This window comes from Streptomyces sp. NPDC004266, assembly GCF_042874095.1.
Lineage (GTDB): Bacteria > Actinomycetota > Actinomycetes > Streptomycetales > Streptomycetaceae > Streptomyces.
Window position 1 is genome coordinate 1 of record NZ_JBIAMM010000004.1, and the last position, 16,299, is coordinate 16,299.

The 16,299-nt window shown below is 69.4% G+C and carries 16 protein-coding genes and 1 pseudogene; 2 read left to right on the plus strand and 15 right to left on the minus strand.

Annotated features, from left to right (window positions below):
* Window positions 1–167: 167 nt before the first annotated feature.
* Both ACFYUZ_RS11170 and ACFYUZ_RS11175 read left to right on the plus strand, forming a co-directional pair.
* Window positions 168–395: pseudogene (locus ACFYUZ_RS11170) on the plus strand (response regulator transcription factor); the annotation flags it as partial.
* Between the two features lie 209 nt (window positions 396–604).
* Window positions 605–2,365, plus strand: coding sequence for a glycosyl hydrolase family 18 protein (locus ACFYUZ_RS11175; protein ID WP_389308539.1), 1,761 nt, complete (start codon window positions 605–607; stop codon window positions 2,363–2,365).
* 53 nt (window positions 2,366–2,418) lie between these two features.
* Here ACFYUZ_RS11175 and ACFYUZ_RS11180 read toward each other — a convergent pair whose 3' ends face one another.
* The 15 genes from ACFYUZ_RS11180 to prmC all read right to left on the minus strand — a co-directional run bounded on the left by ACFYUZ_RS11180 (window position 2,419) and on the right by prmC (window position 16,265).
* Window positions 2,419–2,865, minus strand: a complete 447-nt coding sequence (locus ACFYUZ_RS11180; protein ID WP_030688906.1) for a DUF2550 domain-containing protein — start codon at window positions 2,863–2,865, stop codon at window positions 2,419–2,421.
* A gap of 146 nt (window positions 2,866–3,011) precedes the next feature.
* A complete protein-coding gene (locus tag ACFYUZ_RS11185; RefSeq protein WP_123455419.1) occupies window positions 3,012–3,386 on the minus strand; it encodes a F0F1 ATP synthase subunit epsilon in 375 nt (124 codons plus the stop codon).
* 112 nt (window positions 3,387–3,498) lie between these two features.
* Window positions 3,499–4,941 (minus strand): F0F1 ATP synthase subunit beta, encoded by a 1,443-nt coding sequence (gene atpD / locus ACFYUZ_RS11190; protein WP_389307778.1) that lies wholly within the window; start codon window positions 4,939–4,941, stop codon window positions 3,499–3,501.
* Window positions 4,941–5,858: a F0F1 ATP synthase subunit gamma gene (locus ACFYUZ_RS11195; protein ID WP_389307780.1), complete on the minus strand. Its 918-nt coding sequence runs from the start codon at window positions 5,856–5,858 to the stop codon at window positions 4,941–4,943. Before ACFYUZ_RS11195 ends, atpD begins: the two co-directional genes overlap by 1 nt.
* A 20-nt stretch (window positions 5,859–5,878) precedes the next feature.
* Entirely contained in the window at window positions 5,879–7,474 is a 1,596-nt protein-coding gene (gene atpA / locus ACFYUZ_RS11200) for a F0F1 ATP synthase subunit alpha (protein WP_389307782.1), read from the minus strand.
* A gap of 152 nt (window positions 7,475–7,626) precedes the next feature.
* Complete coding sequence (locus ACFYUZ_RS11205) at window positions 7,627–8,442, minus strand: F0F1 ATP synthase subunit delta (RefSeq protein ID WP_389307783.1); 816 nt, start codon at window positions 8,440–8,442, stop codon at window positions 7,627–7,629.
* Window positions 8,439–8,984 (minus strand): F0F1 ATP synthase subunit B, encoded by a 546-nt coding sequence (locus ACFYUZ_RS11210; protein WP_389307785.1) that lies wholly within the window; start codon window positions 8,982–8,984, stop codon window positions 8,439–8,441. The genes ACFYUZ_RS11205 and ACFYUZ_RS11210 overlap by 4 nt, the downstream gene beginning before the upstream one ends.
* A gap of 41 nt (window positions 8,985–9,025) precedes the next feature.
* On the minus strand, window positions 9,026–9,283 hold the full coding sequence (gene atpE / locus ACFYUZ_RS11215) for an ATP synthase F0 subunit C (protein WP_093874070.1): 258 nt from the start codon (window positions 9,281–9,283) through the stop codon (window positions 9,026–9,028).
* 91 nt (window positions 9,284–9,374) lie between these two features.
* The gene (atpB, locus tag ACFYUZ_RS11220) at window positions 9,375–10,184 is read right to left on the minus strand and encodes a F0F1 ATP synthase subunit A (RefSeq protein WP_123455413.1); all 810 of its coding nucleotides are present in this window, start codon (window positions 10,182–10,184) and stop codon (window positions 9,375–9,377) included.
* Between the two features lie 225 nt (window positions 10,185–10,409).
* Window positions 10,410–10,823 carry a hypothetical protein gene (locus ACFYUZ_RS11225; protein ID WP_389307787.1) on the minus strand — a complete coding sequence of 138 codons (414 nt, stop codon included), beginning with the start codon at window positions 10,821–10,823 and terminating at the stop codon, window positions 10,410–10,412.
* A gap of 264 nt (window positions 10,824–11,087) precedes the next feature.
* Window positions 11,088–12,413 carry an MraY family glycosyltransferase gene (locus ACFYUZ_RS11230; protein ID WP_389307789.1) on the minus strand — a complete coding sequence of 442 codons (1,326 nt, stop codon included), beginning with the start codon at window positions 12,411–12,413 and terminating at the stop codon, window positions 11,088–11,090.
* Between the two features lie 107 nt (window positions 12,414–12,520).
* Entirely contained in the window at window positions 12,521–13,768 is a 1,248-nt protein-coding gene (gene glyA, locus ACFYUZ_RS11235; protein WP_389307791.1) for a serine hydroxymethyltransferase, read from the minus strand.
* Window positions 13,769–14,093: 325 nt separating this feature from the next.
* Window positions 14,094–14,741: a protein-tyrosine-phosphatase gene (locus tag ACFYUZ_RS11240; RefSeq protein ID WP_389307793.1), complete on the minus strand. Its 648-nt coding sequence runs from the start codon at window positions 14,739–14,741 to the stop codon at window positions 14,094–14,096.
* Window positions 14,738–15,385, minus strand: coding sequence for an L-threonylcarbamoyladenylate synthase (locus ACFYUZ_RS11245; RefSeq protein ID WP_389307794.1), 648 nt, complete (start codon window positions 15,383–15,385; stop codon window positions 14,738–14,740). Before ACFYUZ_RS11245 ends, ACFYUZ_RS11240 begins: the two co-directional genes overlap by 4 nt.
* Window positions 15,386–15,419: 34 nt before the next feature.
* Complete coding sequence (prmC, locus tag ACFYUZ_RS11250) at window positions 15,420–16,265, minus strand: peptide chain release factor N(5)-glutamine methyltransferase (protein WP_389307796.1); 846 nt, start codon at window positions 16,263–16,265, stop codon at window positions 15,420–15,422.
* Between the last annotated feature and the right edge of the window lie 34 nt (window positions 16,266–16,299).

Consider the following 16,299-nt stretch of genomic DNA (forward strand, 5'->3'; position numbering starts at 1 on the left):
TTAAGGGCCGGGGGGGGGGTGTGGTCCTGGGGGGGGGGGGGGTTTTGTTGGGGGGGGGGGGGGGGGGGGGTTTTTGGGGGGGGGGGGGGGGGGGGGGGGGGGGGGGGTGCGCGGCGCGGGGGGGGGCCCGGGGGGGGGGGGGGGGGGGGCCCCCCCCCCCCCCCCCCCCGGCGCGGGGGACGGGCACGGCGGACCCGACGAAACTGGGTGCGCTGACCCCCCGGGAGCGGGAGGTGCTCTCCGCGCTGGGGCTCGGCCTGTCGAACGCGGAGATCGCGGTACGCCTCGACATGGCGGAGGCGACGGTGAAGACGCACGTCAGCAAGGTGCTGGGGAAGCTGGAGCTGCGGAGCAGGGTGCAAGCGGCGGTGCTGGCTCAGGAGTTGGGGGTTTAGCAGTTCTTTGCCGACGTTGGTCTGGACCTCTTGACGATTGGTCCAGACCTTCCTACGCTCGCGGGGCGCGCGCACCTTTCGGACCACCCCCACCTTGTCCGTCCGCAACTTGAGGAGCACCGTTGAGCACTCAAGCACCGACGCGCAGAGCAGGGTTCAGACACCGGACCGCCGCCGGACTGACCGCCCTGATCCTGCCCCTGGCCGCCATGGTCGGCCTCGCCTCCCCCGCCGAGGCCGCCACCTCGGCCACCGCGACCTACACCAAGACCCAGGACTGGGGCACCGGCTTCGGCGCCAACTGGACCATCAAGAACACCGGCACCACCACCATCAGCTCCTGGACCGTCGAGTGGGACTACCCCTCCGGCACCGCCGTCACCTCGGCCTGGGACGCCACCGTCACCAGCTCCGGCACCCACTGGACCGCCAAGAACGTCGGCTGGAACGGCACCCTCGCCCCCGGCGCCTCCGTCTCCTTCGGCTACAACGGCGCCGGCCCCGGCGCGCCCAGCGGCTGCAAGATCAACGGCGCTCCCTGCGACGGCACCACCCAGCCGGGCGACAACCCGCCCTCGGCCCCCGGCACCCCGGTCGCCTCCAACATCACCGACACCTCGGCGAAGCTCACCTGGACCGCGGCCACCGACGACAAGGGCGTCAAGAACTACGACGTCCTGCGCGACGGCACCAAGGTGACCACCACCACCGGCCTCACGTTCACCGACAGCGGCCTCACCGCCGGCACCGACTACTCGTACACCGTCGTCGCCCGCGACACGGCCGACCAGACCGGCCCCGCCGCCGGCCCGGTCGCCGTCCGCACCACCGGCGGAGGCGGCGGCCAGCCCCTCCCGAACGCCGTGAAGATGGGCTACTTCGCCAACTGGGGCGTCTACGGGCGCAACTACCACGTGAAGAACATCGTGACCTCCGGCTCCGCGTCGAAGATCACGCACATCAACTACGCCTTCGGCAACGTCCAGAACGGCAAGTGCACCATCGGCGACGCCTACGCCGACTACGACAAGGCCTACACCGCCGACCAGTCCGTCGACGGCGTCGCCGACACCTGGGACCAGCCGCTGCGCGGCAACTTCAACCAGCTCCGCAAGCTGAAGAAGGCCTACCCGAACATCAAGGTCCTGTGGTCCTTCGGCGGCTGGACCTGGTCCGGCGGCTTCGGCCAGGCCGTGCAGAACCCGACCGCCTTCGCCCAGTCCTGCTACGACCTGGTCGAGGACCCGCGCTGGGCCGACGTCTTCGACGGCATCGACCTGGACTGGGAGTACCCCAACGCCTGCGGCCTGTCCTGCGACACCAGCGGCGCGGCCGCCTTCAAGAACATGATGCAGGCCATGCGCGCCAAGTTCGGTGCCAACAACCTGGTCACCGCGGCCGTCACCGCCGACGCCTCCACGGGCGGCAAGATCGACGCCGCCGACTACGCGGGCGCCGCGCAGTACATGAACTGGTTCAACGTCATGACGTACGACTTCTTCGGCGCCTGGGAGGCGAAGGGTCCGACGGCCCCGCACTCCCCGCTCACCTCGTACGCCGGCATCCCGCAGGCGGGCTTCAACTCCGCCGAGGCGATCGCCAAGTTCAAGGCCAAGGGCGTCCCCGCCAACAAGCTCCTCCTCGGCATCGGCTTCTACGGCCGCGGCTGGACCGGCGTCACCCAGTCCGCCCCCGGCGGCACGGCGACCGGCCCGGCGCAGGGCACGTACGAGCAGGGCATCGAGGACTACAAGGTCCTCAAGAACTCCTGCCCGGCCAACGGCACCGTCGCGGGCACGGCGTACGCCCACTGCGGGACCAACTGGTGGAGCTACGACACCCCCGCCACCGTGAACTCGAAGATGAGCTGGGCCAAGAACCAGGGCCTCGGCGGAGCGTTCTTCTGGGAGTTCAGCGGCGACACCAGCAACGGCGAGCTGGTCGGCGCCATCAACAGCGGACTGAGCTAGCACGTACGAAGAAGCGGGGACGGCGCAGCACGCCGTCCCCGCTTCTGCACGTCCTACGCGACGTTCACCCGTTGCCCGGGGGGCGCCGCCTCCAGCCAGGCCATGAAGCCCGTCCGGGCGTCCTCGCTCATCGCGAGCTCCAGACGGACGCCCTCGTACATGCAGGGCTGGATCACGGCGTCGGAGAGCAGCGCGAGCTCCTCCTCGCCCTCCGGCATCCGGCGCTCCAGGGCCACGATGGAGGAGCGCTCCAGGACCCGGCGCGGACGGGGCGCGTACGAGAAGACACGGAACCAGGAGATCTCGTCACCGCTGTAGCGGGCGACGCCGTACACCCAGCCCTTGCCGGTCGGATCCGGCTCGTCGGGGACGTCCCAGCGCAGCGAACAGTCGAAGGTGCCGCCGGCGCGCTGGATGAGTCTGCGGCGCAAGCCGAAGACGAAGAGCCCGATCACCACCAGTGCGACGACCAGGCCGCACACGAGCAGAGCGAGGAACATCTTCACCGACCTCCTCGCTGCGTCCCGTAGCCGGCACCGCCGGCAGAACCGAATACGACCTGCATCTGCATCGCCTCAGCCGCGACACGCTCCGGAGTATTCCGGACCGTGCCGCGGCTGAGGGCACTCCTACTCGGCGCGGACCGTCAGCGGACCGCTACCGCGCGCAGCCGGACCTCGGCGCGCCGCTCGGCGGCGGCGTCGGAGTCCGTCTTCGCACGCTCCAGCGCGCGCTCGGCGCGCTGGGCGTCGATCTCGTCCGCCAGCTCGCAGATCTCCGCGAGCAGAGACAGCTTGTCGTCGGCGAACGAGATGAATCCGCCGTGGACGGCGGCGATGATCGTGCCGCCCTCGCTCGTACGGATGGTCACCGGGCCCGACTCCAGCACACCGAGCAGCGGCTGGTGGCCGGGCATGACGCCGATGTCGCCGGAGGTGGTACGCGCGATGACCAGGGTGGCCTCGCCGGACCAGACACTCCGGTCCGCGGCGACCAGCTCGACGTGCAGCTCAGCAGCCAAGGGTGGCTCCTCGGGTCACCACCCGGCGGTCGTGCCGGGTGTTGGGGTCAATTCTAGGGGGCGTGGAGAGGGGGACGGGACGGATCCCGCCCCCCTCGGGCGAGCACGGGGCTCAGGAGACGCCGAGCTCCTTGGCGTTGTTCTTGAGGTCCTCAAGGCCACCGCACATGAAGAACGCCTGCTCCGGGAAGTGGTCGAACTCACCGTCGCAGATCGCGTTGAACGCGGCGATCGACTCGTCGAGCGGAACGTCCGAACCGTCCACACCGGTGAACTGCTTCGCCGCGTGGGTGTTCTGGGACAGGAAGCGCTCGACACGGCGCGCGCGGTGGACGACGAGCTTGTCCTCCTCGCTCAGCTCGTCGATACCGAGGATCGCGATGATGTCCTGGAGGTCCTTGTACTTCTGCAGGATTCCCTTGACCCGCGAGGCGGTGTCGTAGTGGTCCTGCGCGATGTAACGCGGGTCCAGGATCCGGGACGTGGAGTCCAGCGGGTCCACGGCCGGGTAGATGCCCTTCTCGGAGATCGGACGGGAGAGAACCGTCGTCGCGTCGAGGTGGGCGAAGGTGGTCGCCGGCGCCGGGTCGGTGAGGTCGTCGGCGGGGACGTAGATCGCCTGCATCGAGGTGATCGAGTGACCACGGGTCGAGGTGATGCGCTCCTGGAGGAGACCCATCTCGTCGGCCAGGTTCGGCTGGTAACCCACCGCGGAGGGCATGCGGCCGAGCAGGGTCGACACCTCGGAACCGGCCTGGGTGAAGCGGAAGATGTTGTCGATGAAGAACAGCACGTCCTGCTTCTGCACATCGCGGAAGTACTCCGCCATGGTCAGACCGGCGAGGGCCACACGGAGACGGGTGCCCGGGGGCTCGTCCATCTGGCCGAAGACGAGGGCGGTCTTGTCGAGGACGCCCGAGTCCTCCATCTCCGCGATGAGGTCGTTGCCCTCACGCGTGCGCTCACCGACACCGGCGAACACGGAAACACCCTCGTGCAGCTTCGCCACACGCATGATCATTTCCTGGATCAGAACGGTCTTGCCGACACCGGCACCACCGAACAGACCGATCTTTCCACCCTTGACGTACGGGGTGAGAAGGTCGACGACCTTCAGGCCGGTCTCGAACATCTCGGTCTTCGACTCGAGCTGGTCGAACGCCGGGGCCTTGCGGTGGATGGACCAGCGCTCGCCGACCTCCGACTCCGCCTCGGGCTCGTTCAGGATCTGGCCCAGCGTGTTGAACACGCGACCCTTGGTGACGTCGCCGACGGGCACCGTGATGCCGTCGCCGGTGTCGACCACGGGGGCCTGGCGGACCAGACCGTCGGTGGGCTGCATCGAGATGGTGCGGACGATGCCGTCACCGAGGTGCTGCGCGACCTCGAGGGTCAGCGTCTTCTTGGCGCCGTCCTCGGCCGGGTCGGCGACCTCGACGTGCAGGGCGTTGTAGATCTCCGGCATCGCGTCGACGGGGAACTCCACGTCGACGACCGGGCCGATGACCCGGGCGACGCGGCCCGTGGCGGCGGCCGTCTCAACAGTGGTCGTCATTACTTGTCACTCCCCGCGGTCGCGTCGGCCAGGGCTGCGGTGCCACCGACGATCTCGCTGATTTCCTGGGTGATTTCGGCCTGGCGGGCCGCGTTGGCAAGTCGGGAGAGGTTGTTGATCAAGTCTCCCGCGTTGTCGGTGGCCGACTTCATCGCGCGGCGCGTGGCGGCGTGCTTGGAGGCAGCCGACTGGAGCAGCGCGTTGTAGATCCGGCTCTCGACGTAGCGCGGCAGAAGGGCGTCGAGGACGTCCTCCGCCGACGGCTCGAAGTCGTACAGCGGACGGAGGGTGTCCGGCTCGCCGGCCTCCTTCGCCACCTCGTCGAGGCTGAGGGGCAGCAGCCGGGCCTCGATCGCCGTCTGGGTCATCATCGAGACGAACTCGGTGTAGATGATGTGGAGCTCGTCCACACCGCCCTCGGCCGTGTCCTTCTCGATCGCCTCGATCAGCGGTGCCGCGATCTTCTTGGCGTCCGCGTACGTGGGCTCGTCCGTGAAGCCGGTCCACGTGTCGGTCAGCTTCCGCTCACGGAAGTTGAAGTGCGCGACACCACGGCGACCGACGACGTAGACGTCGACCGTCCGGCCCTCGCTCTCCAGCTTCGCGATGAGCTTCTCCGCCGCCTTGATGGCGTTGGAGTTGAAGGCACCGGCCAGACCGCGGTCGCTCGAGAGGAGCAGGACCGCGGCACGGCTCGGGTTCTCCGCCTCGGTGGTCAGCGGGTGCTTGTCGTTCGCACCCGTGGCCACCGCCGTGACCGCGCGCGTGAGCTCGGTCGCGTACGGAGTCGACGCCTGCACCTTGCGCTGCGCCTTGACGACACGCGAGGCGGCGATCATCTCCATCGCCTTGGTGATCTTCTTCGTCGCGGTGACGGATTTGATGCGACGCTTGTAGACCCGGAGCTGCGCTCCCATGAGTCAGGTCCCTTCCGTCGTCACTTCGAGACGTTGACGGCGGGAGCGTCCGCGCCGAGCAGCTTGCCGTCAGAGGTCTCGAACTGCTTCTTGAACTCCGCGATGGCGTCGGCGACGGACTGCAGCGTGTCGTCCGACATCTTGCCGCCCTCACGGATGGAGGTCATGAGGCCCGAGTGGTTCTGGCGCAGGTACGCCAGCATCTCGGCCTCGAAGCGACGGATGTCGGCGACCGGGACGTCGTCCATCTTGCCGGTGGTGCCGGCCCAGACGGAGACGACCTGGTTCTCGGTCGGCATCGGCTGGTACTGAGCCTGCTTGAGCAGCTCGACCATGCGCTGACCGCGCTCCAGCGACGCCTTCGACGCGGCGTCCAGGTCGGAACCGAAGGCGGCGAACGCCTCGAGCTCACGGAACTGGGCCAGGTCGACACGGAGGCGACCGGAGATCTGCTTCATCGCCTTGTGCTGGGCGGAGCCACCGACTCGGGAGACCGAGATACCGACGTTCAGGGCCGGGCGCTGGCCGGCGTTGAACAGGTCGGACTCCAGGAAGCACTGGCCGTCGGTGATGGAGATGACGTTGGTCGGGATGAACGCGGAGACGTCGTTGGCCTTCGTCTCGACGATCGGCAGACCGGTCATCGAACCGGCACCCAGCTCGTCCGAGAGCTTCGCGCAGCGCTCGAGGAGACGGGAGTGCAGGTAGAAGACGTCACCCGGGTAGGCCTCACGGCCCGGCGGGCGGCGCAGCAGCAGCGACACGGCGCGGTAGGCGTCGGCCTGCTTCGACAGGTCGTCGAAGACGATCAGGACGTGCTTGCCCTGGTACATCCAGTGCTGACCGATGGCGGAGCCGGTGTACGGCGCCAGGTACTTGAAGCCGGCCGGGTCGGACGCCGGGGCGGCGACGATCGTCGTGTACTCGAGCGCGCCGGCCTCTTCCAGGGCGCCGCGAACGGACGCGATGGTCGAGCCCTTCTGGCCGACGGCGACGTAGATGCAGCGGACCTGCTTGTTCACGTCGCCCGAGCGCCAGTTGTCGCGCTGGTTGATGATGGTGTCGACACAGAGCGCGGTCTTGCCGGTCTGACGGTCACCGATGATCAGCTGACGCTGACCACGGCCGACCGGCGTCATGGCGTCGACGGCCTTGTAGCCGGTCTCCATCGGCTCGTGCACCGACTTACGGGCCATAACGCCCGGGGCCTGCAGCTCGAGGGCGCGGCGGCCCTCGGTCGCGATCTCGCCGAGACCGTCGATCGGGTTACCGAGCGGGTCGACGACGCGACCCAGGTAGCCCTCACCGACACCTACGGAGAGGACCTCGCCGGTGCGCTGCACCGACTGACCCTCCTCGATGCCGCTGAACTCGCCGAGGACGATGGCACCGATCTCGCGCTCCTCGAGGTTGAGGGCGAGGCCGAGGGTGCCGTCCTCGAACTTCAGCAGCTCGTTCGCCATGGCCGAGGGAAGACCCTCGACCTTCGCGATACCGTCACCGGCCAGGCTGACCGTGCCGACCTCCTCGCGCGAGGCCGCGTCCGGCTGGTACGACTGGACGAAGTTCTCCAGTGCGTCCCGGATCTCCTCCGGCCGGATCGTGAGCTCCGCCATCTGGGTTCCCTGCTCTCCTTGTTGGGCCCGAAGTTTCTTAAGGGGTCTGGGGGCCGACCCCCAGGAATCTTCTGCAATCTCTGCACGGCCCAACCGGGCCGCTGGTGATGCTGTGTTGCTGTACTGCCTGTGTGCTGCTGTGGTCGCTGTCGTCAGCCGGCCAGTCGACGGGTCGCCTCGCCGAGGCGCTCCGCGATGGAACCGTCGATGACCTCGTCGCCGACGCGCACGGTGATCCCGCCGAGGACCGCCGGGTCCACGTCCAGGTTCAGGTGCATCTCGCGGCCGTACAGCTTCGCCAGTACGGCACCGAGGCGCTGCTTCTGCCGGTCCGACAGCGGCACCGCCGAGGTGACGACGGCGACCATCCGGTCCCGGCGCGCCGCGGCGAGCTTGGACAGGGACTCGAGTCCCGCTTCCAGGCTACGTCCCCGGGGCTGGGTCACCAGACGGACGACCAGACGCTCGGTGGTCGCGTGGGCCTTGCCGCCGAGCAGGCTGCGCAGCAGCGTGCCCTTCGCGGTGGCCGTGGCGGCCTTGTCCGTCAGCGCCGAGCGGAGCTCGTTGCTGGAGGACACGATCCGGCCGAACCGGAACAGCTCGTCCTCGACGTCGTCCAGGGCGCCCGCCTTCTGCGCCGCGGTGAGGTCTGCGGTGTTCGCCAGCTCCTCGGTCGCGTCGACCAGGTCACGCGAGCGCGACCAGCGGGAACGGACCATGCCCGAGACCAGGTCGACGGTCTCGCCGCCCACCTGTCCGCGCAGGAGTCGCTGCGCGAGCTCGGCCTTGGCCTCGCCCGACTGGGCGGGGTCGGTCAGGACCCGGCGCAGCGACACCTCGCGGTCGAGCAGCACGGTGACGGCGGCCAGCTCGTCCGCGAGCTTCTTCGCGTCGACCGGGGTGTTGTCGGTCAGCGCGTCGAGGGACTCACGGGCGGCGGACAGTGCCTCGCGGCTCGCTCCGTTCATCGGACAGCCTCGGCCTTCTCCTCGAGCTCGTCGAGGAAGCGGTCGATGGTGCGGCTCTGGCGGGCGGTGTCCTCGAGGGACTCGCCGACCAGCTTGCCGGCCAGGTCGGTGGCGAGCTTGCCCACGTCCTGGCGCAGCGACGCGGACGCGGCCTTGCGGTCGGCCTCGATCTGGGCGTGGCCGGCCGCGATGATCTCCTCGCGCTGGCGCTGGCCTTCCGCCTTCATCTCCTGGATGATCGCGGTGCCCTGCTCCGTCGCCTCCTGGCGAAGACGCGCGGCCTCGTGGCGGGCCTCGGCGAGCTGGGCCTTGTACTGCTCCAGCACACTCTGAGCCTCGATCTGGGCCGACTCGGCCTTCTCGATGCCACCCTCGATGGCCTCGCGGCGCTCTTCCAGAACCTTGTTGATGTTCGGGAGGAGCTTCTTGGCGAGGAAGCCGAAGACGATGACGAAGGCGATCAGGCCGATGACGAGCTCGTCGAGATGCGGGATCAGAGGAGGCTGAGGCTCCTCCGCTGCCGCAAGAAGCAGAGCGTTCACATCAGTGCCTTCCGTAAAAAGAATCGGGCAGTCGGTCCGGCTTACTGGTAGACGAAGCCCATGACGATGCCGATGAGGGCGAGCGCCTCACAGAAGGCGAAGCCCATGATCTGGTTGGTACGGATGAGACCGGCGGCCTCGGGCTGGCGGGCGAGCGCCTGCGTACCGTTACCGAAGATGATGCCGACGCCGACGCCGGGGCCGATCGCGGCGAGGCCGTAACCGATCGACGCGACGTTGCCGACGACGTTCTCCTTGGCGCCGGCGGCGAGGTTGACCATGTCGAGAGCAGCGGACATGCCGTTACTTCCTTCTCTTTCAATGACCCGGTGGGGGTTGGCCACCGGACGACTGATGGTTTCGGGGGTGGGGCTACGGAACGGGTGCGGCTCAGTGGTGCTCGGAGAGCGCGCCCTGGACGTAGCTGCAGGCCAGGAGGACGAAGACGTACGCCTGGACGGCCTGGATGAAGAGCTCGAAGGCGGTCATCACGAGGACCATCACGAACGAGGCGCCGGCGTAGACGAAGCCCAGGCCGTTCATGAGGTACCAGGTGGCCAGCGAGAACATCACGATCAGCAGGTGACCGGCGAACATGTTCGCGAACAGTCGCACCGCGTGCGTGAAGGGCCGGATCAGCAGGTTCGAGAAGAACTCGAGGACGACGACCATCGGGAGGATGGCACCGAGGGACTTGTCGTAACCGACGATGTTCTTCCAGCCACCCACGAAGCCGTGCTTCTTGAAGGTGAGCGAGATCCACATGAAGTACACGATCAGCGCGAGACCGGCCGGGAAGGCGATCAGCGAGGTGACCGGGAACTGGGCGAGCGGAATGATCGACCAGAGGTTCATGATCCAGACGAAGAAGAACAGCGACACCATGAAGGGGACGTACTTCTCGCCGTCCTTCTTGCCGATGATCTCGTAGACGATGCCGCGGCGCACGAAGTCGTAACCGGCCTCGCCGACCATCTGCATCTTGCCGGGGATCAGCTTGGGCTTGTTGAAGGCGGCCCAGAAGAACCCGACGACCACGATGGAGCCCAGCAGAGCGAGCAGCATCGGCTTGGTGATCTCGATGCCGGCCACCGTGGCGATGGGCTCGTACATGAACGTGTGCAGGCCCGGCGCCGGGAAGCCACATCCACTGAAGATGTGGCAATCCGGGTCGAAGGCAAGCGTCTGGTCAGCACTCACCGCGGGCTCCTTCAGCGTGGCGCATAGGTACGGCAACCTCGTTGTGTCGGCGCGGCACGCAGCCGCGGGTCGGCACTGGACTGGTCTTACGGATAAGGGGGCGGCGGTTCGGCGTCGAGCCTCTCGCTGGGGCAGGCGCCGTTTCGGATGCCCGCGACCGCAGTGCCGCAGTTGGCACCGGACGATAGCAGGAAGCCGAACTCGGCTTTATCCCGGCCCTACCCTTCACGACTTGGACCCCTTGTTTCCGGGGTCGATGTACGTGATCTTGGCCTTCATGTAGGCCCGGGCCTGTGCGGCGACCCACACCACGGTCGTCGCGAGCAGCGTGAAGGCGAAGGCCTTGAAGTCGAACAGGGTCGTGTTCTTCAGCAAGGCCAGGAAGATGAAGAGCACCAGCAGCTGGGCCGTGTAGAGCATGAGCCCCATGGCCTGGAAGAGGTGCGGAAGCGACTTCGCCGTCCGCTGGAGAACCAGCTGCCCGATCCCCATGAAGAGGATGACCACCAGGGTGCCGACGACGGCACCGATCGCACCCTTGCCACCGGCGACCACCCCGCTGACGACCGTGGCGACGGCGCCGACGGCTGCGGAGGGTACGGCGGTGTGCAGAAGGATGCGTGCGTCGTTCGACGGCATGGCGGTGTCTCCGCTTGCTCTGGAGGGGGCGATGGTGTCGTCATGGACGAGCGTAAGCCCGGTCCGAGGTGGGTCTCGGGGCCAACAGACCGTCGCACTACGGTCTTTCGGCACTGTCGCCGGGTCTCGTGAACCGTATCACAAACTATTTGAATAGGTCTTTACCCATAAGGTGTGCCAACGGTCACACATGAGAGTTACCCCGCGCGTGTGTGCGCGACAGCGGGGCACCTTGTCTGCTATTGACCCCGGATGGGGCTTTCGTCAACCGCGCGCCCCGGCCTTACTCCTGTCGGTGAAGCGCGAACGGTGACCGATGGCGGTCGCTCCGTTGACCCCGGCGGGCACGGGCTCCCGTTCCTCCTCGGCGGACTCGGCGGACCCTGCGGAGTCGAGGGGCGCCGTCGACACGGCGGCCGGCTTGCGGCGGCGGTAGCGGGGCGGCACCACGGACTGGGCCCAGCGCGGGGCGCGCGGCGTGAAGCGCGGCAGCAGGAGCAGCACCAGACCGATCGCGCTGAGCGCGACGACCCCCAGGACGATCCACATCGAGGTCGAGTGGACCGAGTAGGCCAGCGTGCCGAAGGCGATGAGCGCCGACCAGAAGTACATGATCAGCACCGCGCGGCTGTGCGAGTGCCCGATCTCCAGGAGCCGGTGGTGCAGGTGGCCGCGGTCGGCCGCGAACGGCGACTGCCCCTTCCAGGTGCGGCGGACGATCGCGAGGACCAGGTCCGCCATCGGGATCGCGATGATGGTCAGCGGCAGCACGAGCGGGATGAAGACCGGCAGGGCGGCGTGGGTGGCCTCACGGGTCGAGCCCTCGAAGAGCCGCAGCACGTCGGGGTCGACCTGACCCGTGATCGAGATCGCGGAGGCCGCCAGGATCAGGCCGATCAGCATCGAGCCCGAGTCGCCCATGAAGATGCGCGCCGAGTGCATGTTGTGCGGCAGGAAGCCCAGGCACATGCCCATGAGGATGGCGGCGAAGAGGGTCGCGGGGGCGGCCGCCTCGATCGTGTAGCCGTACCAGAGGCGGTAGGCGTACAGGAAGAAGGCCGCGGCGGCGATGCAGACCATGCCGGCGGCGAGACCGTCGAGGCCGTCGACGAAGTTCACGGCGTTGATGGTGAGGACCACCAGGGCGACCGTGAGGAGCGTCCCCTGCCAGGGGGTGAGGGCGACCGTGCCGACGCCGGGGATCGGCAGCCACAGGATCGTCAGACCCTGCGCCACCATCACGCCCGCCGAGATCATCTGCGCGCCCAGCTTGATGAGCGCGTCCAGCTCGAACTTGTCGTCGAGGACGCCGATCAGCCAGATCAGGGCGGCGCCGGAGAGCAGCGCGCGGGGCTCGTTGGACTGCTCGAAGACGCTGTTCAGGTTCTGCAGGTGGTCGGCGACGAGCAGTCCCGCGCACAGCCCGAAGAACATGGCGATGCCACCGAGCCGCGGAGTCGGTTCTCGGTGCACGTCGCGGGCGCGGATCTCCGGCATCGCCCCGGTCGCGATGGCGAACTTCCGCACCGGACCGGTGAGCAGATAGGTCACCGCGGCCGTGACACAGAGCGTCAGCAGGTAATCACGCACGGGCTGCCCCACAGGAATCGCTGGCCATCTCAGCCCCACACCCTAGCCGTGCCGTCCATGTGGTTTGAGACACCGGGGGCATCCGAACGGTTGCGCTCGGGCTCCCGTCAGCGCCCATACGGGGGAAATCGGGAGGTCAGCTCCCGTACCTCCGCGCGTACCCGGGCCGTTTCCCCGGCGTCATCCCGCAGCGCCACGGTGAACAGTGCGGCAATTCTTGCCATCTCCGGGGCGCCCATCCCCTGCGTGGTGACGGCCGCGGTGCCGAGCCGGATCCCCCGGCCCTCCCCGTACGGCAGGGCGCAGGTGTCCAGCACCATGCCGGCGGCGGCGAGCCGGGCGCGGGCGGTGCGGCCCTCGACGCCGAGGGGCGCCGGGTCGGCGGTGATGAGGTGGGTGTCGGTGCCGCCCGTGGTCACCGCGAAGCCCTCGGCGGCGAGCGCGGCCGCGAGGACCCGGGCATGTTCGACCACCTGATGGGCGTACGCCGTGAACGCCGGCGTGGACGCCTCGCCGAAGGCCACCGCCTTGGCCGCGATCGTGTGCATCTGGGCGCCGCCCTGCGTGAACGGGAACACCGCCCGGTCGACCCGGCCCGCGAGCTCCTCGCCGCACAGGATCATTCCGCCGCGCGGCCCGCGCAGCACCTTGTGGGTGGTCGCGCAGACCACGTCGGCGTACGGGACGGGGTTGGGGGCCGCTCCCCCGGCGACCAGGCCGATGGGATGGGCGGCGTCGGCGATCAGGTACGCCCCGACCTCGTCGGCGATCTCGCGGAAGAGCGCGTAGTCGAGGTGGCGGGGGTACGAGATGGAGCCGCAGACGATCGCCTTCGGACGGTGGTGGCGGGCGAGCGCGGCGACCTGCTCGTAGTCGACGAGCCCGGTCTCGGCGTCGACGCCGTACGGCACGAAGTCGAACCAGCGGCCGGAGAAGTTCGCGGGCGAACCGTGCGTGAGGTGCCCGCCGTGGCCGAGCCCCATGGCCAGGACCGTGTCACCGGGCCTGAGAAGGGCCGCGTACGCCGCCAGGACGGCCGAGGAGCCGGAGTGGGACTGCACGTTCGCGTGGTCCGCTCCGAAGAGCGCGGTGGCCCGCTCGACGGCGATCCGCTCGATCGCGTCGGCGTACTCGCAGCCGCCGTGGTGCCGGGCGCCCGGATAGCCCTCGGCGTACTTGTTGGCGAGCGGCGAGCCGAGGGCGGCGAGGACGGCGGCCGAGGTGAAGTTCTCGGCCGCGATCAGCTGCAGGCTGTCGGCCTGCCGCCGCACCTCGCCGAGCAGCACGTCGGCGACCTCGGGGTCCTGCCGGCGCAGGACGTCGAGCTCCTCATCGGGCGGCGCGGTGACGGACATGGCTGACTCCGGACGTGGAGGGATGTCAGCACCAATGTAGGCAGCCCCGCCCCGCCCCGCCTGTCGGCTCCTCCCGACGCGCCCCTCGCACCGCTCGGCCCCGAGGGGCCTCCCGGGCATCGGCACGCTGCGGCGGCCTCCGACCGCCGGGCGGGGCCGCGCCCCTCAGCGCTTGGCCGAGACGCCCGTCAGGGCCGTGACCACCGGGTCCAGCGCCTGGTCGAGCCCCTTCTCCGACGCGCCCCTCGCACCGCTCGGCCCCGAGGGGCCTCCCGGGCATCGGCACGCTGCGGCGGCCTCCGACCGCCGGGCGGGGCCGCGCCCCTCAGCGCTTGGCCGAGACGCCCGTCAGGGCCGTGACCACCGGGTCCAGCGCCTGGTTGATCTCGTCGCCGATCGAGCGGAAGAAGGTGATCGGGGCGCCGTACGGGTCGTTGACCTCGTCGGCGTCCACCGACGGGGCCAGGAGCCACCCGCGTAGAGCCGCGGCCGCTCGGACCAGGGCCCGTGCGCGTTCCACCATGCCCTCGTCGCGCGGGTCCGGGAGCGTGGCCGGGTCGATCGCGCGGACCAGCCGGGTGAACTCCTTCAGGGTGAAGGTGCGCAGACCCGCCGAATGGCCCATCGAGATGACCTGCGCCCGGTGGTCGCGGGTCGCGGTCAGGACCAGGTCGGCCCGGATGACGTGCTCGTCGAGGAGCTCACGGCCCACGAAGCCGCTGTAGTCCGCGCCGAAGTCGGCGAGGACCAGTTCCGCGTTGGCCTCCATGGGGGCGCCCTCGTGGCCCCAGGTGCCCGCGCTCTCCACGATCAGACCGCCGCCGAGGGGGTCGCCGAGGCGGTCGCTCAGGGCATGGCGGGTCAGCCGCTCGGTGATCGGCGAGCGGCAGACGTTGCCGGTGCTGACGTGGAGGATGCGGAAGGTTTCGCTGTCTTCGTACCCCGCTATGCCACGCCCCTCAGGGGCGGTCAACTGGCCACCTCGAGGTCGGGTACGACCTTCCGGAGCTCCTCCGGGGAGAGCGCGCCCTCGCGCAGCAGCACCGGCACCTTGCCCGTGACGTCGACGATGGAAGAAGGAACGATTCCGGGCGTGGGACCGCCGTCGAGGTAGACGGAGACGGAGTCGCCGAGCATCTGCTGGGCCGCGTCGCAGTCCTCCGGCGCCGGGTGGCCGGTGCGGTTGGCCGAGGTGACGGCCATCGGGCCGACCTCGGTGAGCAGTTCGATCGCGACGGGGTGCAACGGCATCCGGATGGCGACGGTCCCCCGGCTGTCGCCCAGGTCCCACTGGAGGGACGGCTGGTGCTTGGCGACGAGGGTGAGCGCGCCGGGCCAGAAGGCGTCGACGAGCTCCCAGGCCTGCTCCGAGAAGTCGGTGACCAGGCCGTGGAGGGTGTTCGGGGAGCCGATGAGCACGGGCGTGGGGATGTTGCGGCTGCTGCCCTTGGCGGACAGCAGGTCCCCGACGGCCTCGCTGCTGAAGGCGTCCGCCCCGATCCCGTACACGGTGTCGGTGGGCAGCACGACGAGTTCGCCCCGGCGGACGGCGGACGCGGCCTCGCGCAGGCCGGTCACGCGGTCGGTCGCCTCGTTGCAGTCGTATCGCCGTGCCATCAGTTCCCGTCCTCCTCGTACACGTCGTGCTTGCTCATGGCATCGCCTTGCGGGCGGTCGCGAACCGCGGCCGGTTGTTGAGGTCCGGGTGGTCGGCGGCGTCGGCCCAGCCCGCCTCCTCGTTGAAGATCCACGGCACCTGCCCGCCCTGGGTGTCCGCGTGCTCGATGACGACGAGGCCGCCGGGGCGCAGGAGCCGGTGGGCGGTGCGCTCGATGCCGCGGATGGTGTCGAGGCCGTCCTCGCCGGAGAAGAGGGCCATCTCCGGGTCGTGGTCGCGGGCCTCGGGCGCCACGTACTCCCATTCGGTGAGCGGGATGTACGGCGGGTTGGAGATGACCAGGTCGACCTGGCCGTCCAGCTCGGGGAGCGCGCTGAGCGCGTCGCCCTGGTGGACGGTGACGCGGGAGCCCTGGGCGTTCTTGCGGGTCCACACGAGGGCGTCGTCGGAGAGCTCGACGGCGTGCACGCGCGAGCGCGGCACCTCCTGGGCCATGGCGAGGGCGATGGCCCCGGAGCCGGTGCACAGGTCGACGATGAGCGGCTCGACGACGTCCATGGCGCGCACGGCGTCTATGGCCCAGCCGACGACCGACTCGGTCTCCGGGCGGGGCACGAAGACGCCGGGCCCCACCTGGAGCTCCAGGTAGCGGAAGAACGCCCGCCCGGTGATGTGCTGGAGCGGCTCGCGCGCCTCGCGGCGGGCGACGGCCTCCCAGTAGCGGGCGTCGAAGTCCGCGTCCTTGACGTTGTGCAGCTCCCCCCGCTTGACGCCGTGCACGAACGCGGCGAGCTCCTCGGCGTCGAAACGCGGTGAGGGAACGCCGGCGTCGGCCAGCCGCTGGGTGGCCTGGGCCACCTCGGCAAGCAGCAGGTTCACGCTGGTCCTCCGTGGTGCGGGGGTGGGGCTGGCT

Bases quoted from the DNA above. Each gene is read 5' to 3' on its own strand.
- ACFYUZ_RS11180 (WP_030688906.1), bottom strand. From the start codon at position 2,865: ATGTTCCTCGCTCTGCTCGTGTGCGGCCTGGTCGTCGCACTGGTGGTG.
- ACFYUZ_RS11175 (WP_389308539.1), top strand. From the start codon at position 605: ATGGTCGGCCTCGCCTCCCCCGCCGAGGCCGCCACCTCGGCCACCGCG.
- ACFYUZ_RS11225 (WP_389307787.1), bottom strand. From the start codon at position 10,823: ATGCCGTCGAACGACGCACGCATCCTTCTGCACACCGCCGTACCCTCC.
- glyA (WP_389307791.1), bottom strand. From the start codon at position 13,768: ATGTCCGTCACCGCGCCGCCCGATGAGGAGCTCGACGTCCTGCGCCGG.
- atpE (WP_093874070.1), bottom strand. From the start codon at position 9,283: ATGTCCGCTGCTCTCGACATGGTCAACCTCGCCGCCGGCGCCAAGGAG.
- ACFYUZ_RS11195 (WP_389307780.1), bottom strand. From the start codon at position 5,858: ATGGGAGCGCAGCTCCGGGTCTACAAGCGTCGCATCAAATCCGTCACC.
- ACFYUZ_RS11245 (WP_389307794.1), bottom strand. From the start codon at position 15,385: ATGGCACGGCGATACGACTGCAACGAGGCGACCGACCGCGTGACCGGC.
- ACFYUZ_RS11205 (WP_389307783.1), bottom strand. From the start codon at position 8,442: ATGAACGGAGCGAGCCGCGAGGCACTGTCCGCCGCCCGTGAGTCCCTC.
- atpA (WP_389307782.1), bottom strand. From the start codon at position 7,474: ATGGCGGAGCTCACGATCCGGCCGGAGGAGATCCGGGACGCACTGGAG.
- atpD (WP_389307778.1), bottom strand. From the start codon at position 4,941: ATGACGACCACTGTTGAGACGGCCGCCGCCACGGGCCGCGTCGCCCGG.